This is a genomic window from Marinicauda salina (assembly GCF_003122085.1).
In the GTDB taxonomy this organism is placed as follows: domain Bacteria; phylum Pseudomonadota; class Alphaproteobacteria; order Caulobacterales; family Maricaulaceae; genus Maricicauda_A; species Maricicauda_A salina.
In genome coordinates, this window is the sequence record NZ_QEXV01000001.1 from 228,323 (window position 1) to 243,810 (window position 15,488).

Here is a 15,488-nt window from a genome sequence, read left to right on the forward strand (position 1 = left end):
GCGAGGCGTCCATGGTTCGATCCCTGATCCTGCGCGAAACGCTCGGCGCGATCTTCATCATCGCGGCGGGCAGCCTGCTGCACTTCACCTACGCGCTTTCGGGCGAGCAGGCCTGGGTCGCCGTGTTCTCGGCGACCAGTGAAAGCGTCTGGGAGCATCTCAAGCTGGCCTTCTGGCCCGGCCTCGCCTGGGCGCTCGCGCTCGCCGCGCCCGATCGCGCGGCGTGGCGGGCCGTCTGGCTCGGCCGGACCGCCCAGCTCGTGGTCGCGCCGGCCGCGATCGCGGTCGGCTATTACGCCTACACGGCGATGCTCGGCGAGCACCGGCTCGTGCTCGATCTCCTCCTCTTCGTGCTCGCGATCGCGCTGGGCCAGGCGGCGTTCGTCGCGATCCGGCTGGGGCGGCGGCCGCCGCGCGGCGCACCCGCCGCCGCGCTCGCGCTGCTGGCGGGCCTCACGCTCGCCTTCTCGACGCTGAGCTTCTTTCCGCCCGACCTGCCGCTCTTCGAAGAGCCGACGCACGCCGACCCGTAGCGGGCTATTCGTCCGCCTCGGAGATCTCGATGCGGTCGAACAGGGCGAGCGTCTGCTCCGACCCGCGGGTGCCGACGAACAGCGCCGGCGCGCCCCCGGCCCGCAGCACGGTGACCGGCTCGGTCTCGAACTCCGCCGGGCCGCCCTCCTGGATGGTCCAGCCGAGCGTCTCCAGCCGCGCGTGGTATTCCCGCCCGCGCTTGACCAGGCTCAGCCGCGCGCCCTGCTCCTCGAAATCGGTGAGGATCTGCGCCAGATCGTAGCCGCGGGTGTCGCCGGCGATCTCGATCCATTCCTCCGTCGGGTTGCCGCCGACCATTCCGCGCAGGCCGAACCACATGTCGTCATTGGAATTGCCCTGACGGGTGATCTCGGCGACGAGGTAGTTCTCGCTGTCCTGATAGCGGCCGACCTGGATGACGGCCTCGCGACCGCCGAGCGTTTTGACCACGCCCATCTCGGCGGTGAACGTCGCCGTGATCGCATGGTCGCCGTCGGGAATCTCCGCGCCGGTCCAACGCAAAACGTTGGCGGCGTCCTCCGCGCCGATATCGCCGGGCCTCACCGTCATGGCCAGCAATTCGCCGCCGTCCAGCAGATAGCCGGTCGGCTCGGGATTGAGGATCTCCCAGTCGGCCCCGAGTTCGTCGCGTTCGAATTCGTCGACGGCCGCAGGCTCGAGCGGGGCGGGCGCCTCCTCGCGGGCGGTCTCGAGCGCGCTGCCGAGGCTCTCGGCGTCGGAAGCCGGCATGAATCGTCCGCCGGTCTCCTCGGCGAGGCAGGCGAGCTGGCCGGTTTCGTCCTCGACGTCGAAGCCGATGACGTGAGCGGTGAAGCCCGTGCCGCTCTCCTCGAGCGTCGCGCCGAGTTCGCAGAGATCGGCCTGGCAGGTCTCGCGACCGTCGGTCACGAGAATGATCGTGGCGGGACGGTCCTCGGAGCCGAGAACCTCGGCGGCGCGCTCGACGGCCGCGCCGATCGGCGTCTTGCCCTGCGGCGTGATCTCCGCAGTCATCGCGTTGAACGCCGCGCGGTCGAGCGGACCGGGCTCGGCGATGACCTCGATATCGGTGCAGTCCCCCTCGGTGCGATGGCCGTAGGCCATCAGGCCGAGATGCCGGTCCGCCGGCCAGTCGGCGAGCATCTGATCGATCGCGTCGCGGGCGATTTCGATCTTCGCCGTTCCGTCGATCTGTCCCCACATGCTGCCCGACCCGTCGAGGATCAGCATGGACTGCGGGCCGCCCGCCGGTTCGGACTCGTCCTGGGCGAGCGCCGGAGCCGGCGCGGCGGCGAACGCCCCGACGGCGAGGGCCGCGGCGAGAAAAGGAGAGGCTGAATGGATCATGGATCGCTCCGTGGTCTGCGAGACTCGGCTGGGCGCTGCAGCGAATCCCGCGCCCCCCGGGGCGCACGGTGTCGGATCATCGCCGCGGCCTCAACCGGGCGCCGGACGCCCGGATATGATATGCAGGGGCTCGGCGCGCGGCGCCGCGCATGAAGGGAGACGGCGATGACCGGAGCCTCGCGACCCTGCGCAATCACGGCCGCAGTCCTCACAGCCGCGTTCACCGCGGCGGCGGACGCGCAGGCTCCCGAGGCGGGCGAGCTGCAACGGACGCTTCCCGGCCCGCAGGTGCTCCAGGGTCGGCTCGCCCTCGAGACACGGCCCGACCTGGCGATCGGCGTGCGCGGGCCTGAAACGGCGGCCCCCGGAGAGACGCTCCGCTTCGAGGCGGAGCTGCGCAATCTCGGCGACGCCCCGGCCGATCTCGACCAGCGCGACGAAAGCGGCGATCCGGTCCCGATGGTGCAGTGGGCGGTCCTGAAGCCGGGCCAGGACCTCAACGACCTGTTCGTCGCGCGGCCGGGCGAAGGCGTGGGAAATTTCCTGGATACGGACCCGGACGACGCCGAGCCGGCCCAGCGACAGACGCCGCGCACCGATTTCGGCTCGATCATCGGCGAGGGCCTGGACCGGCCGGACATCGGCGAGCGCCTCGCCGCCGGGCTTCTGCGCGAAGGCGCGGCCGCCGAGGAGGGAATCATCGCGACCGAGACGATGCTCGGCGTGCTCGAGCCCGGCCGGTCGCTGCGGCTGCGCGTGAGCTATCGCGTCCCCGCCGAACCGCCGGGAACCTACCGCATCTGCGCCGCGGTCGACCCCGAGGCGGTGATCGCCGAGGCCGATGAGTCACGCAATATCGGCTGTGTGGAGATTCATGTCTCCGTGCGGCCGGACGAGGCGCAAGCGGATCTGGAAACGCGCGACCCGCTCATGCAGATCGAGGCGCCGGTGGCGAGGGATCTGCCCGCTCCGGACCTGCGTCCGGTTCAGCCCGAAGAGGACCCTCAGGATTGAAGGCGACGCGCTCGCCGCGCTCAGAATCCCGGCGCGGGCGTGAGCGCGTACCAGAGCAGCCCGCAGACCAGCGCCACGCCGAGATAGCGCGCGACCGGCCGGACCAGGCCGGGTCCCGTCGCAGCCTCCCGCGCATCGTCGAGGTTCGCCGGATCATAGCTCACCGGCACGTGCGCGCCGACATGCACCGTCTCCGCGTCCATGGGCAGATCGGAATCGAACGCGCGCTCGACGCCGGCGGCGTCGCGAAACCGGATTCGCGGCGTCGCCGAACCGTCGGCGTTGTGAAAGATGACCGCGACCTCGCCGTCAGCGGTCGCGCGGCGCCGGGCGAACCCGCTGGCGCGGGCTTCCCCGACTGCGAGCGCGCCGCCGAAAGCCAGGGCGAGGACCAGGGCGGCGAGCTGGACGTCGGTCCGCTCGACTCCGACCGTCGCGAGCAGGGTGTGAAACGGCGCCGACGCCGTATCCGCCGCCTGCTGGAGAAACGCGCTCCAAGCCTTCATGGCCGCGCCTCGCAGTCGCGTTACAAGCCCCCAGTATCGCGCATTCGAGGCAAAATGTCCCGAGCGTTCGCGCGGGGCGCGACCCCATCATGAACAGATAATTTACCCAGCCGTCCGATCCTGAACACGAGCAGGAGAGCCTCTCATGCACGCGTTCGGCGACATCGTCGTCTCCGTCACCTGTTTCGCCACGGCAGCGGCGATCTGGTTTCTGGCCGCCTCCTCGCCGCGCACCCGGGCCGGCGGCCGACTGATAGCGATCGGCGTCTTCAGCGTCGCGTTGTTCGCCGGCTTCGACTCCACCGAGGCGCTCTTCCCCCGAACAACCGAGGCCGTCGGGCTCAGCGCCCAGCTCGTCGAGTCGATCTCCTTCGGGGGATACGCTCTGAGCATGCTGGTCGTGCTGGCCGGGGTGCTGCGCTGGATTCCGCTGCTGCGCGGGCTCGACCGGGAAATCGACCGTCGCGCCGCCGCGGAGCGCCGCCTGCAGGCCGCGCTGGCGCGTAACCGCGCCTTCAACGCCGCGCTCGACGAACTGGGCAAGGCCTATTTCGCCGAGGAATGGGACTGCGAGACGCTGATCGCCAACGCCGCGAAGCGCCTGAGCCGGGCGCTCGACGCCGGGCGGGTCAGCGTCTGGCTGTTCAGCTCCGACAAGGAGGTCCTGGAGTGCGTGGATCTCTATGAAGCGCGCACCAACAAGCGCAGCGCCGGGACGCGGCTTCTGCGGGGGGACGTGCCGGAATATTTCGACGCGATCCTTTCGGCCAGCACCGTCGTCGCCTCCGACGCGCGCCGCGATCCAGTGACCCGGCGATTCACCGAAACCTATTTCGCGCCCAACGACATCCACTCCCTGCTCGACGCGCCGATCCGGTCCGGGCCCGGCGTGCGCGGCGTGGTGTGCTGCGAGGCGGTGGGCGCGTTGCGCGAGTGGACTCCTGACGAGGTCTCGCTGGTCACCTCCGTCGCCCAGCTCATCGGCGTCGCCTTCCTCGCCGACGACGCCGGCCGGCTGACCGCCCAGGTGCGCGAGGCGCTTGAAAGCGCCGAAAACGCCAGCGCCGCCAAATCCACCTTTCTCGCCAACACCAGCCACGAGATCCGCACGCCGCTCAACGGCGTCATCGGCATGGCCCAGGCGCTCCAGGCGGAGACGCTCGCGCCGGAACAGCGCGCGAAGGTGGACACCATTCTCGAGTCCGGCCGGCAGCTTCTCGCGCTGCTCAACGACGTGCTCGACATGTCGAAGATCGAGGCGGGCCGTCTCGAGATCACGCCGGAGCCCACCGACGTCGCCGAGCTGGCGGCGACGGCGTGTGCGCTGTTCCGGCCGGTCGCCGAGGCGAAGGGCCTCACGCTCGCGCTGGAGGCAGGCGAAGGCCTGCGGCCGGTGCGCACCGATCCGCTGCGCCTGCGACAATGCCTGTCGAACCTCCTGTCCAACGCGGTCAAGTTCACCGACGAGGGCGCGGTGTCGGTCTCGGTCCGGGCGACGTCATGCGGCGCCAGGCGCGACATCATCACGATCGAGGTCGCCGACACCGGAGTCGGCATCCCGGAAGCCGACCAGGCCCGCCTGTTCCAGGCTTTCGGCCAGGTCGACTCCTCCGAACGCCGGCGTCAATCCGGCGCCGGCCTCGGCCTGGCGATCTCGCGGGAGATCATGCAGCGCATGGGCGGCGACATCTCTCTCGACAGCCGGCCCGGCGAGGGCTCCCGCTTCACCATCACCCTGCAGGCGGAGGTCGCCGCCGAGACGCCCGCCCCGCTTGCGGAGACCGACCCGCCCGCGCCGGTCGTGTCGGCGGAGGAGGCCGGGCCGTCGCCTTCGGAGATCGACGGCGCCCGGATCCTGCTGGTCGACGACAACGAGATGAATCGCGCCGTCGCGCGCTGCTTCCTCGAGCCCATGGGCGCGCGCATCACCGAGGCCGAGGGCGGTCGCGAAGCGCTGGTGCTGTTCGAGGCGGATGCGTTCGACCTGGTGCTGCTCGATGTCCACATGCCCGGCATGAACGGGGTCGAGACGCTGCACGATCTGCGCGACATCGCGCAGCCGTGGGCGGATACGCCGGTCATCGCCCTGACCGCGGACGCCTCGGAGACCGACCGGGCGCATTATCTCGATCTCGGCATGGACGGTTACGTCTCCAAGCCCGTCGATCGTGAAGCGCTGGCCGAGGAATGCGCCCGCCTGCTCGGCCGCGAAGCCCAGCCGTCCGACAAGGCCCGCCGGAGCGCCGTTTAGGCGAAGCGGTCGCTCGCCTCCAGCGGCGCGTGGCGAATGAGCCGGCTGTCGGCCACCGCGGCCTGTCGATGGGGGACGGCGTCGGACTGGTAGGTCGGGTCGGCGACCATCTCGAGAAAGGCCGCGGCGCTGGGATAGGCCGCCACGAAGGCGAGGTCCCACGCCTCGTCCGAAGGCCCGATGAGCACCAGCCTCGGCCGGCCGCGCCAGACGATCCGTCCGCCGACGCGCCGGAAGATGGGGCCGGACTGCTCGCCATAGGCCTTGTACGCCTCGAGTCCCGTGGCCTCGCGTCCGTCGGGGTAGGCCGCCCGCTCGCGCAGGCGGATCAGGTTCAGCATCTCGACGGGCTCGTCGCGCGGCAGCGCCTTGAACGCCTCGAAGGCGGCGCGATCGGGATCGATATGGCTCATGCGCGGGGCTCCTCGTTGCGCGGCTTCAGGCCGGCCTGCTTCATCCGCCACAGGCACAGCTCGATGCGATCCTGACCGAAGAAGGGCTCGCCGTCGAAGACGAGCGTCGGCACGCCCCAGTGGCCGGCCGCGGCGAGCGCGGCCTCGTTGTCGGCGATCACCGCCTCGACGCGCTCGGCTTCGGAATCGACGACGGCCTCGAGCGCGGCGAGATCGATTCCTTCCGGCTTAAGGGCGGCGGCCAGCCGTCCCGGCTCGGTCCAGCGCTCGCCCGACCAGATCAGCCGCGAGGCGGCGTCGAGAAAGGCCAGCCCGCGCCCCGCCTCCGCCGCCGCGACGCCCAGGCGCGTCAAGCGCATGACCCGCGACTGGTCGGCCGCCGGCGCGCCGGTGTCGGGATCGATGGCGACCGGATCGGGATCGGGCGGCGCGATCGGAACGCCGAGAAACTCGCCCAGCCGGGCGACGTCGATCAGGAGGTATTCGACCCAGCGCCGGCCCCGGCTCTCGAAGAAGTCATCCTCGCGCAGGGCGAGCGGACGAACCGGCCTGACATTGACCGAGAGGTCCCACGCGCGCTCCAGCGCGCGGATGCGCGGCGTGGCGAGATAGCTGTACGGGCTGCGGAAGGACCAGAAGAGATCGACGGCGAGGGTCATGCCGCGGGACTATCATGCGTCTCGCCGGCGCAGGCAAACCTCGTCCCGGTCAGAGATGGAGCGTGTCCTCGGCGGCGTCGCGGACATGGTCGAGCAGGGCGCGGCTCTTCTCCTCGTCGCGGCCGTGGAAGAAGTCGTTCTTGTCCAGTAGCGTGACGTGCGGAGCGATGCGGTCCGCGTCGACCAGCGCGGAGCCGGTCAGCACGAGGATCGGGGTGGCGCTGGCGTGGCGCTCGATCATCGCGATGGTCTCGACCGGATCGGTGGAGTCGGGAAGGCGAAGATCGGCCACGACGAGGTCGTACTTGCGACGCGCCAGCATGTAGCGCGCATCCACCAGCGTGCGCGCCACCTCGAGCTTCACGTCGAGGCCTCCGGCGTCGAACAGCGCGTGCTGGAGCAGCATGGCGTCGGCGAAATCATCCTCGATGTGCAGGACCCGGATCGAATCGCCCATCGCGGCCTCCCTCTTGAACGCACTCAACGGGTAGGCGCGACGCGTTATGGAAGCGTTAAGACGGCTCAGAGCGCGGCGAGCGCGGCGGGTTCGTCGAGACCCGCGCGCAGCGCCGCCGCGCGCACCGCGTTGGCCAGCAGCATGGCGATCGTCATGGGCCCCACGCCGCCGGGCACCGGCGTGATGAAGGCGGCGCGTTCGGCGGCCTCGTCGTAGGCGACGTCGCCGATGAGGCGGGTCTTGCCCTCCCCCTTCTCGGGGGCGTCGATCCGGTTGATCCCGACATCTAGCACCAGCGCGCCCGGCTTGATCCAGTCTCCGCGGACCATTTCCGGCCGGCCGACGGCGGCGAGCACGATGTCGGCTCCCGCGCACAGCGCCGGAAGGTCCCGGGTGCGCGAGTGCGCCATCGTCACCGTGCAGTTCTGCTCCAGGAACAGCATCGCGGCGGGCTTGCCGACCAGGATCGAGCGTCCGATCACCACGACGGAGCGGCCGGAGAGATCGCCCAGCGCCTTGCGCGCCAGCCACACGCAGCCCGACGGCGTGCACGGCCTCAGCCCGGGCGCGCCGAGCATGAGCCGGCCGGCGCTTTCGGCGGTGAGCCCGTCGACGTCCTTGGCCGGATCGATGGCGTCGATGACGCGCCGCGAATCGATGTGATCGGGCAGCGGCATCTGGACGAGAATCCCGTCCACGCCGTCATCGGCGTTGAGCGCATTCACCAGAGCGACGAGGTCGGCCTCGGAGATGTCGGCGGGCTCGAGATGCTCGATCGAGCGCATGCCGGCCGCCTCGGTGCGCTTTATCTTGTTGCGGACATAGACCTGGCTGGCGGGATCCTCGCCGACCAGCACGACAGCGAGACAGGGCGGGCGGCCGAGCGCGGCGGCGAGCTCGCCGGCGCCCGCCTTCGCGGCGGCGTCGATCGTGGCGGCGGCGGCCTTGCCGTCGATGACGGCGGCCCGGCCCTCGACAGGTTTGATGAAGTCGGTCATGGCGCGCTCCCCTGAACCAGCCCTCGCGCGGCGTCAAGGGCGGGATGGCCGGCCGGCGCGGCGACGGCGAAGACCTTGTCGCGCGACGCGCCCCCGGCATGCAGCGTGACGGCGGTCTTCGGCACGCCGAGCGCCTTGGCCAGAAGCTTCGCGATCGCGGCGTTGGCCGCGCCCTTCTCGGGGGCGGCGCGCACGCGGACCTTGAGCCTGGCCCCGCCGTCGGCGCCGGCGACGACGCCCTCGATCCGGTCGGCCGCCGCGCGCGGCTGGGCCTTCACCCGCAGGCGAAAGCCCGACTTCGTCTCCTCGAGGACCGGCGCGCTCACCCCAGCAGGCGGAACAGCTGGTCGCGCACGAGCCAGTCGCGCACGAAGAACACCACCAGGAGAAGGATGAGCGGCGAGAAATCCATTCCGCCCAGCGGCGGGATCACCTGGCGGATCGGTCTGAGCAGCGGCTCGGTGACGGCGTTGGTGAAGCGCCAGATCGCGCGCACCAGCTGATTGTGCGGATTGAGCACGTTGAACGCCACCAGCCAGCTCATGATCACGCCGACGAAGATCAGCAGGATCAGGAGGCCGAGCAGGGGGTCGATGAAATAGACGATGAGCGCCTGACCGAAGGACATGGGCTCTCCCCGGGATCGCGAGCGGTCCGACGTCTCTAGCCGCGTTCCGCACGCCCGCGCAAGGCGCGGCGCCGGCGCCCGCTTGACAGCGGCCCGGCGCGGCCGTACCTCACGCCTTCCTCGGGAGCGGGGCCGTAGCTCAGTTGGGAGAGCGCGTCGTTCGCAATGACGAGGTCAGGGGTTCGATTCCCCTCGGCTCCACCATTCCCGCGGATTCCGGCGCATTCAGCGCGCCGACCTCCCCCGCAAAGATGATTGAACTCTAAGCCGGAATCGGGTTGCTCACCGATTTCGCATATTTCTTGTCCGGAATTCGCTTTTACGATGAACCCGAGACGGGTAATTTGCGTTAACCATTCTTCCAGGAGAGGGGGGAAGCTATGGTTCCGCTCGAAGCGGTGGGACGACAAGCCGGAGAACCAGAGCCTGCTTCGAGGGGCGTCCGCGCGCCGCGGACGGCCGCGGTGCTCGTCGCGCTTCTGGCCGCGATCGGCCTGGCCGGGTGCGATTTCGGCGACGGCGGGGTCGTCGACCGGGTCTACGAGGCCTGCCTGTACGACGAGGAAGATCTCTACGAATCCGAGGATTGCCGGTGCTTCGCCGATCGCGTGAGCCGGCAGCTCGCCCCGACGGACATGTACGCCTACGCCGACATGGCCGATCGCGGTTTCTATCGCGATGCGGAGCGCCTGCGCTCGCGCTTCGGCGAGCAGACCCTGACCGATATCGAAAACATCGCCGAACGCTGCGGGCTGTGTCCTCCCGGCTCGAGCCAGGACACGAACGGAGACTGTACGTCCGACGACCCCTCCCATACCCTCCCGCAGCCCGACGCCAACCCGTTCCCGGCGCAGCCCTGGCCGTTCCGGGTCCGCCAGATCGAGCCGGAGGAGATCTGCATCGAGCGTCGGCTCTACCGCACGCAGTGCATGACCCGCGAGGCCGCCGCGCGGCTCTACAATGACGGCGCGCGCTACTGGTTGCTGCGCGGCGATGCGATGCTGTCGACGGTCGATCTCGACCGCGTCTTCCCGCCCTACCAGCTCGAGGCGACGCAGGAGCGCGGCGCTTCGGGGCTCACCGCCGAATACTATCCCGATCGGGCCTATGCGCTTCGCGACGCGATGGCCTTCTGGAACCACTCGATCCAGTGGGGCCGCCCGTTCGGCGCGCAGTCCGCCCTGATGGCGCAGCGTCGCCTGCAGGCGCACATGGTTCAGTGCGAGTCGTCGCAGACGAGCCTGTCGCGGATCTCCCGGCGCGCTCCGGGCGCGGTCGGGGACGTCATCAGCCTCGAGCTGCGCCAGCAGGCGCTCGCCGCCCTCGGCTACTACGCCGACAATGTCGACGGCGCCTACGGCCCGGCGACGCGGTCCGCCGCGCGCGGCTTCCAGCGCGAACTCGGCTATGACGAGACCGGCTCGCTGTCGCCGCGCCAGGTCACGCTTCTGATCTGCCACGCCGCCCAGACCGCCCGCGATCCGCACATGCAGAACGCGCTCGGCATCATGTACGCCACCGGCCTGGGCGTGGCGCAGAACACCGACCTGTCGCTGGAGTGGTTCGAGACCGCGGCCCGGCGCGACGACGCCGACGCCTATTTCAATCTCGCGCTCATCTACGGCACGGGCGCCGTCCTGGGCAGCTACCGCATGTGCGGGATCATCGAGAACCCCGAGCGCGCCGACGCCTATCTGCGCGACGCCGCCCGGCTCGGCCATCCCGTCGCGCAACGCTGGCGGCGGCATCCGGAATTCCAGAACCATCGCAACGCAGACAGCCGGTGGGTCGCCATCGAGAACCGCCTGGAGGAAGCCGCCCACGAACGCGGCGGCGACTACTATCTCGAATGGCGCACCTGGTTCGATTTCTCGCGGATAGACGCCGCATCGCCGTCCTGTCTCGATCCCGAAGGAGGAGGCGTCGATGCCCCGCCCTATCCCCCGCAGGACTGACCTTCAACGCCTCGCCGGAGGTTCGATCATGAAACGCGCCGCGCTTGTCGTCTCCATCATGCTCGCCGGCTGCTCGACGGGCGGCGGCGACATCCACGAGCACAATCTCAGACCGGGGATCGTGCCCTCCTCGGACTCGTTCTCGGTGGAGGCCGCCGAGCGGATCTGCTCGATCGACTCGCTCACCCAGGCGCGCAATGAGTGGCGCTCGGAGATCCGCGACACGGACTGGGCGATCGACCCCCTCATCGGTCCCGACCAGAGCGAGACCGGCGAGACCAACGTGCAGGAGCACGATTTCGTCGCGCCGCGCCCCTACGGACGCCAGACCGAGACCGTCGAGCTGGTGCGGGCTTTCGAGACCGATCTCGACGCCGCCTACCGCTTTGCGCACTCCTCGTGCCAGGCCTACGCGGTGTGCATGCACCAGCGCGGCTACGAGGAGCAGCGCTGCTCGGAATCGCGCCTGCAGTGGACCGAGGCGCGCGCGGATTTCTACGATCTCTCGGAGCGCCTCGCCGACATCCGGCTGGCGATGGCCGAGAGCTGCCCCGAATGCCGGCTCGCCGACGTCGCGCCGCGTCGCCCCGGTCATCATGGCCGACCCGGTCGCCCCCCGCACCACCAGCCGGGCGGTCATCACGGCGGCGACGGGCGCTACACCGAATGCGACGGCGTGCTCGGCGACGTGTTCACCACCAGCGCCTGCGTGGAACGCGGCGACTATCCGCCGCGGCCGCCCTGGCGCCGCGACTGAGGCGAACCCTCCCTTAACCGCGGGGCGCTAGCCTGCGGGCATGATCTTGCGCCCGCGCATGCTCCTCGCCGTGACGCTCGCCGCCTGCGCGATCGCGCTGGCCGCCGCCCCGAGCGCGGCCGCGGCGCCGGCGGCGTCGCCCGCCGAAAGCGAACCCGGCCGCGGCCGGGTGATCACCGGCTCGGAGGACTATGTTCCCCTCGACCCGATCGTCGCGGCGGTCCAGGCGGACTTCGCGCTCAAGGGCCTGCTGCACATCGAGGTGGGCCTCAACGCGGACAGCCCGGCCCTGCGGCGGCGCATCGAGGCGCGCATGCCCCGCCTGCGCGACGCCTACACCGCCGCGATCCTCAGCTATACCGGGCTGGCCTACCAGTACGGCGACGTGCCGGACGCCGAGCAGATCTCGGCGATGCTCCAGCGCGCCACGGATTCGACGCTCGGCGAGACCGGCGCGACGGTGCTGCTCGGCATGATCATCATCTACGACAACGAATAGGCCCGGACAGGCCTCAGGCGATCGAGTCCATGAAGGCGGCCATGTCGCGGTCGCGCCCGGTGACGCCGCCGGCGTCGTGGGTCGTCAGCACGACCTCGACGGTGTTGTAGACGTTCGACCACTCGGGGTGGTGGTCCATTTTGTCGGCCTTCACCGCGACCCGGCTCATGAAGCCCCACGCCTCATTGAAATCCTTGAACTTGAACGTCTTGGCGATGGCGTCGCGGTCGCCGGGGACCTTGGTCCATCCGTCGAGTTCGCCGATCACCGCCTCGGCGCCGATCTTCTCGGCCATGTGCGCGTCTCCTGTCTGTCGCTCGCCCGCGAGTCTGGAGCCCGCGCGCGCATGTTCAAGCCCGCCGGGGCGCGTTTACGGAAAAATGACCCCGGGCGGGCATGATGCGCGATCAAGTGAAGAAAGGAGGCGGCGATGACCCGCTTTCTGAAGTCGGAGACCAATCCCGAGGGCCGCAAGCTCGAGGACATCCTGCTCGAGCTGCGCGAGGATGTCCTCAAGCGCTGCACCAAGATCGCCGGCGATCATCGGCCCGAGGCGCTTCATGTCATGGCCAACAACATGAAGATCCTCGAGCACATGACCGCCGCCATCGAGCTGGCCCAGGATTCCACCAACCTGCTCGACCGCGCCTTCGGTCCGTCCGAGGCCGACAAGGGCGGCGCGCCGCGGATCGGGGCGGCGTAGGCGGTCACTCGGCGGCCCGGGCAGCGGGAAAACGCCGTCTGCGGCCTGGAAACTGATGGTCAGATTGGGCCTGTAATCGTCAGCAGAACGCCGGTCGCCGGCGACAGCAGAACACCGCCGGGCGTGTCCGAAACCACGCGCGCCCGTTCGGCGTCGCTGGAGACGATCGCGGTATAACCGCCGCCAAGATCGTAGCGGCGCGCTTGGGCGTCTTCCAACGCTTCAAGCGGCGGCAACGTCGTTGACTCCGCGTTGTCCAGAACCGGGTGGGCTGGCCCAGCTGCGCGAAGAGCATCTTCCCATCCGCTCAGAACGTCATTCAACGAACCGTCCATGGCGGCGATGGTGCAAATGCGCTGCCCCTGGCTCTCAGTAATCCATACGTGCACTCTGGGGATCGCGGGTGTCGCGTAGCTGGTCGCGGGAAAGTAGATGATCCGCTGATTGAATGGGTTCTCCTGAGCAACCGCGCCGACCGCGTCCACTGCGGACTTGAACTGCGCCCCTTCCACCACGGCCGGAAGGCAGACATCGCGGAGAACTCGCTCGGCGTGCGCTGGCGCGGCTGCGAAACTGTCATGCGTGCTCGCCGGCAGGCCGTACCGCCCACCAGATATGGAGCAGGCTGCGACAGCAAGACCCATCGCAGCGATAAATGCGGTTCGAAACATGAGCGCCCCCGATCAAAGAAAAACCCCGCGCGAATACTCGCGCGGGGCGACCCCCTGATCAATCAGGAATTGCTTCAGCCGTCCGCCAGCGCGGCGGTGAGCGCCTCGAACTTCCCGACGCGCTCCTCGGCGAGGCGACGCTCGTGCTCGTCCTCGGCGTCGGCGACGTCCTCGCGGGCGTTCTTGAGATCCTGGGCGACCTGGTCGCGATCGACGTCGGCCAGCTTCATCGCCTCCTCGGCGAGGATCGTCAGACCGGCCGGGGTGACCTCGGCGAATCCGCCGTGGATGAAGGTCTTCGTCACCTCGCCGCCGTCATGCACCGCGATCGCGCCCGACCGGATCGTGCTCATCAGCGGGGCGTGATCGGGCAGCACGCCGAAATCGCCGTCGCCGCCGGGCACCACGACCATGTCGACGGCGCCGGAGAAGACGCGCTCCTCGGGCGAGACGAGATCGAACTGAAGCTTCTCGGCCATGCCTTCGTGCTCCTGGCCCCGTTCACGCCGGGGCGCCGAGGCCCTCGCCCTTCGAGACGCCCGATCCCCTCATCCTGAGGAGGCCGCGAAGCGGCCGTCTCGAAGGACGGGGATCGGGCCCTCAGGATGAGGGCCTCTCCAATTCCTACGCGGCTTCGGCGGCCAGCTGCTCGGCCTTCTTCACCGCATCCTCGATCGTGCCGACCATGTAGAAGGCCGGCTCGGGCAGGTGGTCGTACTCGCCATCGCAGATCGCCTTGAAGCCCTTCACCGTGTCGGCGACCGGCACCTGGATGCCCGGGAAGCCGGTGAACACCTCGGCGACGTCGAAGGGCTGCGACAGGAAGCGCTCGATCTTGCGGGCGCGCGCCACCGTCAGCTTGTCCTCTTCCGACAGCTCGTCCATGCCCAGGATCGCGATGATGTCCTGGAGCGCCTTGTAGCGCTGCAGGATCTCCTGGACGCGGCGGGCGGTCTGGTAGTGCTCGTCGCCGACGATGCGCGGCTCGAGGATCCGCGAGGTGGAGTCGAGCGGGTCCACGGCCGGATAGATGCCCTTCTCCGAGATCGCGCGGTTGAGCACCGTTGTCGCGTCGAGGTGGGAGAAGGTCGTCGCCGGGGCCGGGTCGGTCAGGTCGTCGGCGGGCACGTAGACGGCCTGCACCGAGGTGATCGAGCCCTTCTTGGTCGAGGTGATCCGCTCCTGCAGCGTGCCCATGTCGGTGGCCAGCGTCGGCTGATAGCCCACCGCGGAGGGAATGCGGCCGAGAAGCGCCGAGACCTCGGCGCCGGCCTGGGTGAAGCGGAAGATGTTGTCGACGAAAAACAGGACGTCCTTGCCTTCCTCGTCGCGGAAATACTCCGCCTGGGCGAGGCCCGACAGCGCGACGCGGGCGCGGGCGCCCGGCGGCTCGTTCATCTGGCCGAAGACCAGCGAGCAGCGCGAGCCCTCCGCCGAGCCGTTATTCTCCTTGGGGTCGACGTTCACGCCGGACTCGATCATCTCCCAGTAGAGATCGTTGCCCTCGCGCGTGCGCTCGCCGACGCCGGCGAACACCGAGTAGCCGCCGAACAGCTTGGCGATGTTGTTGATCAGCTCCTGGATGAGCACCGTCTTGCCGACGCCCGCGCCGCCGAACAGGCCGATCTTGCCGCCCTTGGCGTAGGGGCAGAGCAGGTCGATGACCTTGATGCCGGTCTCGAGGATCTCGGCTTCCGTCGACTGCTCGTCGAATTCCGGCGCCGGGCGGTGGATCGGCGCGCGGGTCTCGTGCGGCACGTCGCCGGCCTCGTCGATCGCCTCGCCGGTGACGTTGAGGATGCGCCCCAGCGTGCCCGGGCCGACCGGCACCGTGATCGGCGAGCCGGTGTCGGTGACTTCCGCGCCGCGCTGCAGGCCCTCGGTGGCGTCCATGGCGATCGTGCGCACGACGTTCTCGCCGAGATGCTGGGCGACTTCGAGCACCAGCTTCTGATCGCCGTTCATGGTTTCGATCGCGTTCTGGATCGACGGCAGGCCGTCCTCGAACTCCACGTCCACCACGGCGCCCGTCACCTGCACGATGCGGCCCTTGAGATTGCTGCTCATCGTCTCAGCCTCTTTCCAACTCAGCGGCG

The 15,488-nt window shown here is 69.6% G+C and carries 19 protein-coding genes and 1 tRNA gene; 8 read left to right on the forward strand and 12 right to left on the reverse strand.

The window, feature by feature from the left end:
• Positions 1–11: 11 nt before the first annotated feature.
• A complete protein-coding gene (locus DDZ18_RS00925) occupies positions 12–533 on the forward strand; it encodes a DUF6512 family protein (protein WP_109251478.1) in 522 nt (173 codons plus the stop codon).
• A 4-nt stretch (positions 534–537) separates the two neighbouring features.
• Here DDZ18_RS00925 and DDZ18_RS00930 read toward each other — a convergent pair whose 3' ends face one another.
• Positions 538–1,881 carry a vWA domain-containing protein gene (locus tag DDZ18_RS00930; RefSeq protein ID WP_109251479.1) on the reverse strand — a complete coding sequence of 448 codons (1,344 nt, stop codon included), beginning with the start codon at positions 1,879–1,881 and terminating at the stop codon, positions 538–540.
• 165 nt (positions 1,882–2,046) lie between these two features.
• Here DDZ18_RS00930 and DDZ18_RS00935 point away from each other — a divergent pair, with 165 nt between their 5' ends.
• On the forward strand, positions 2,047–2,895 hold the full coding sequence (locus tag DDZ18_RS00935; RefSeq protein WP_109251480.1) for a hypothetical protein: 849 nt from the start codon (positions 2,047–2,049) through the stop codon (positions 2,893–2,895).
• Positions 2,896–2,915: 20 nt separating this feature from the next.
• Here DDZ18_RS00935 and DDZ18_RS00940 read toward each other — a convergent pair whose 3' ends face one another.
• On the reverse strand, positions 2,916–3,401 hold the full coding sequence (locus DDZ18_RS00940) for a DUF3592 domain-containing protein (protein ID WP_109251481.1): 486 nt from the start codon (positions 3,399–3,401) through the stop codon (positions 2,916–2,918).
• Positions 3,402–3,546: 145 nt separating this feature from the next.
• Here DDZ18_RS00940 and DDZ18_RS00945 point away from each other — a divergent pair, with 145 nt between their 5' ends.
• On the forward strand, positions 3,547–5,652 hold the full coding sequence (locus DDZ18_RS00945) for a hybrid sensor histidine kinase/response regulator (protein ID WP_109251482.1): 2,106 nt from the start codon (positions 3,547–3,549) through the stop codon (positions 5,650–5,652).
• Here the strand turns inward: DDZ18_RS00945 and DDZ18_RS00950 are convergent.
• The 6 genes from DDZ18_RS00950 to DDZ18_RS00975 form a co-directional block, all read right to left on the reverse strand.
• Positions 5,649–6,065: a DUF1330 domain-containing protein gene (locus DDZ18_RS00950; protein WP_109251483.1), complete on the reverse strand. Its 417-nt coding sequence runs from the start codon at positions 6,063–6,065 to the stop codon at positions 5,649–5,651. The two genes, DDZ18_RS00945 and DDZ18_RS00950, sit on opposite strands and share 4 nt — an antisense overlap.
• On the reverse strand, positions 6,062–6,724 hold the full coding sequence (locus tag DDZ18_RS00955) for a 2-hydroxychromene-2-carboxylate isomerase (protein WP_109251484.1): 663 nt from the start codon (positions 6,722–6,724) through the stop codon (positions 6,062–6,064). The genes DDZ18_RS00950 and DDZ18_RS00955 overlap by 4 nt, the downstream gene beginning before the upstream one ends.
• Positions 6,725–6,773: 49 nt before the next feature.
• Complete coding sequence (locus DDZ18_RS00960; RefSeq protein ID WP_109251485.1) at positions 6,774–7,181, reverse strand: response regulator; 408 nt, start codon at positions 7,179–7,181, stop codon at positions 6,774–6,776.
• A gap of 65 nt (positions 7,182–7,246) precedes the next feature.
• Positions 7,247–8,179, reverse strand: a complete 933-nt coding sequence (folD, locus tag DDZ18_RS00965) for a bifunctional methylenetetrahydrofolate dehydrogenase/methenyltetrahydrofolate cyclohydrolase FolD (RefSeq protein WP_109251486.1) — start codon at positions 8,177–8,179, stop codon at positions 7,247–7,249.
• Positions 8,176–8,505, reverse strand: a complete 330-nt coding sequence (locus tag DDZ18_RS00970; protein WP_109251487.1) for a DUF167 domain-containing protein — start codon at positions 8,503–8,505, stop codon at positions 8,176–8,178. Before DDZ18_RS00970 ends, folD begins: the two co-directional genes overlap by 4 nt.
• A complete protein-coding gene (locus DDZ18_RS00975; protein ID WP_109251488.1) occupies positions 8,502–8,807 on the reverse strand; it encodes a YggT family protein in 306 nt (101 codons plus the stop codon). Before DDZ18_RS00975 ends, DDZ18_RS00970 begins: the two co-directional genes overlap by 4 nt.
• Positions 8,808–8,935: 128 nt before the next feature.
• On the opposite strand from DDZ18_RS00975, the gene DDZ18_RS00980 reads away from it, so the two are divergent.
• From DDZ18_RS00980 to DDZ18_RS00995, 4 genes are all read left to right on the forward strand, one after another.
• Positions 8,936–9,011, forward strand: a tRNA-Ala gene (locus DDZ18_RS00980).
• 260 nt (positions 9,012–9,271) lie between these two features.
• Positions 9,272–10,762, forward strand: a complete 1,491-nt coding sequence (locus DDZ18_RS00985) for a tetratricopeptide repeat protein (RefSeq protein ID WP_233245658.1) — start codon at positions 9,272–9,274, stop codon at positions 10,760–10,762.
• 28 nt (positions 10,763–10,790) lie between these two features.
• Positions 10,791–11,519 (forward strand): hypothetical protein, encoded by a 729-nt coding sequence (locus DDZ18_RS00990; protein ID WP_109251489.1) that lies wholly within the window; start codon positions 10,791–10,793, stop codon positions 11,517–11,519.
• 58 nt (positions 11,520–11,577) lie between these two features.
• Positions 11,578–12,018: a hypothetical protein gene (locus DDZ18_RS00995; RefSeq protein ID WP_146190578.1), complete on the forward strand. Its 441-nt coding sequence runs from the start codon at positions 11,578–11,580 to the stop codon at positions 12,016–12,018.
• Positions 12,019–12,031: 13 nt separating this feature from the next.
• On the opposite strand, the gene DDZ18_RS01000 is transcribed toward DDZ18_RS00995, so the two are convergent.
• On the reverse strand, positions 12,032–12,313 hold the full coding sequence (locus tag DDZ18_RS01000) for a 4a-hydroxytetrahydrobiopterin dehydratase (RefSeq protein WP_109251491.1): 282 nt from the start codon (positions 12,311–12,313) through the stop codon (positions 12,032–12,034).
• 135 nt (positions 12,314–12,448) lie between these two features.
• Here DDZ18_RS01000 and DDZ18_RS01005 point away from each other — a divergent pair, with 135 nt between their 5' ends.
• Positions 12,449–12,721: a histidine kinase gene (locus tag DDZ18_RS01005; protein WP_109251492.1), complete on the forward strand. Its 273-nt coding sequence runs from the start codon at positions 12,449–12,451 to the stop codon at positions 12,719–12,721.
• A gap of 59 nt (positions 12,722–12,780) precedes the next feature.
• Here the strand turns inward: DDZ18_RS01005 and DDZ18_RS01010 are convergent, their stop codons facing one another.
• From DDZ18_RS01010 to atpD, 3 genes are all read right to left on the reverse strand, one after another.
• On the reverse strand, positions 12,781–13,392 hold the full coding sequence (locus DDZ18_RS01010; protein WP_146190579.1) for a hypothetical protein: 612 nt from the start codon (positions 13,390–13,392) through the stop codon (positions 12,781–12,783).
• A gap of 74 nt (positions 13,393–13,466) precedes the next feature.
• Complete coding sequence (locus tag DDZ18_RS01015) at positions 13,467–13,871, reverse strand: F0F1 ATP synthase subunit epsilon (RefSeq protein ID WP_109251494.1); 405 nt, start codon at positions 13,869–13,871, stop codon at positions 13,467–13,469.
• Positions 13,872–14,016: 145 nt separating this feature from the next.
• Positions 14,017–15,459 carry a F0F1 ATP synthase subunit beta gene (atpD, locus tag DDZ18_RS01020; protein WP_109251495.1) on the reverse strand — a complete coding sequence of 481 codons (1,443 nt, stop codon included), beginning with the start codon at positions 15,457–15,459 and terminating at the stop codon, positions 14,017–14,019.
• Between the last annotated feature and the right edge of the window lie 29 nt (positions 15,460–15,488).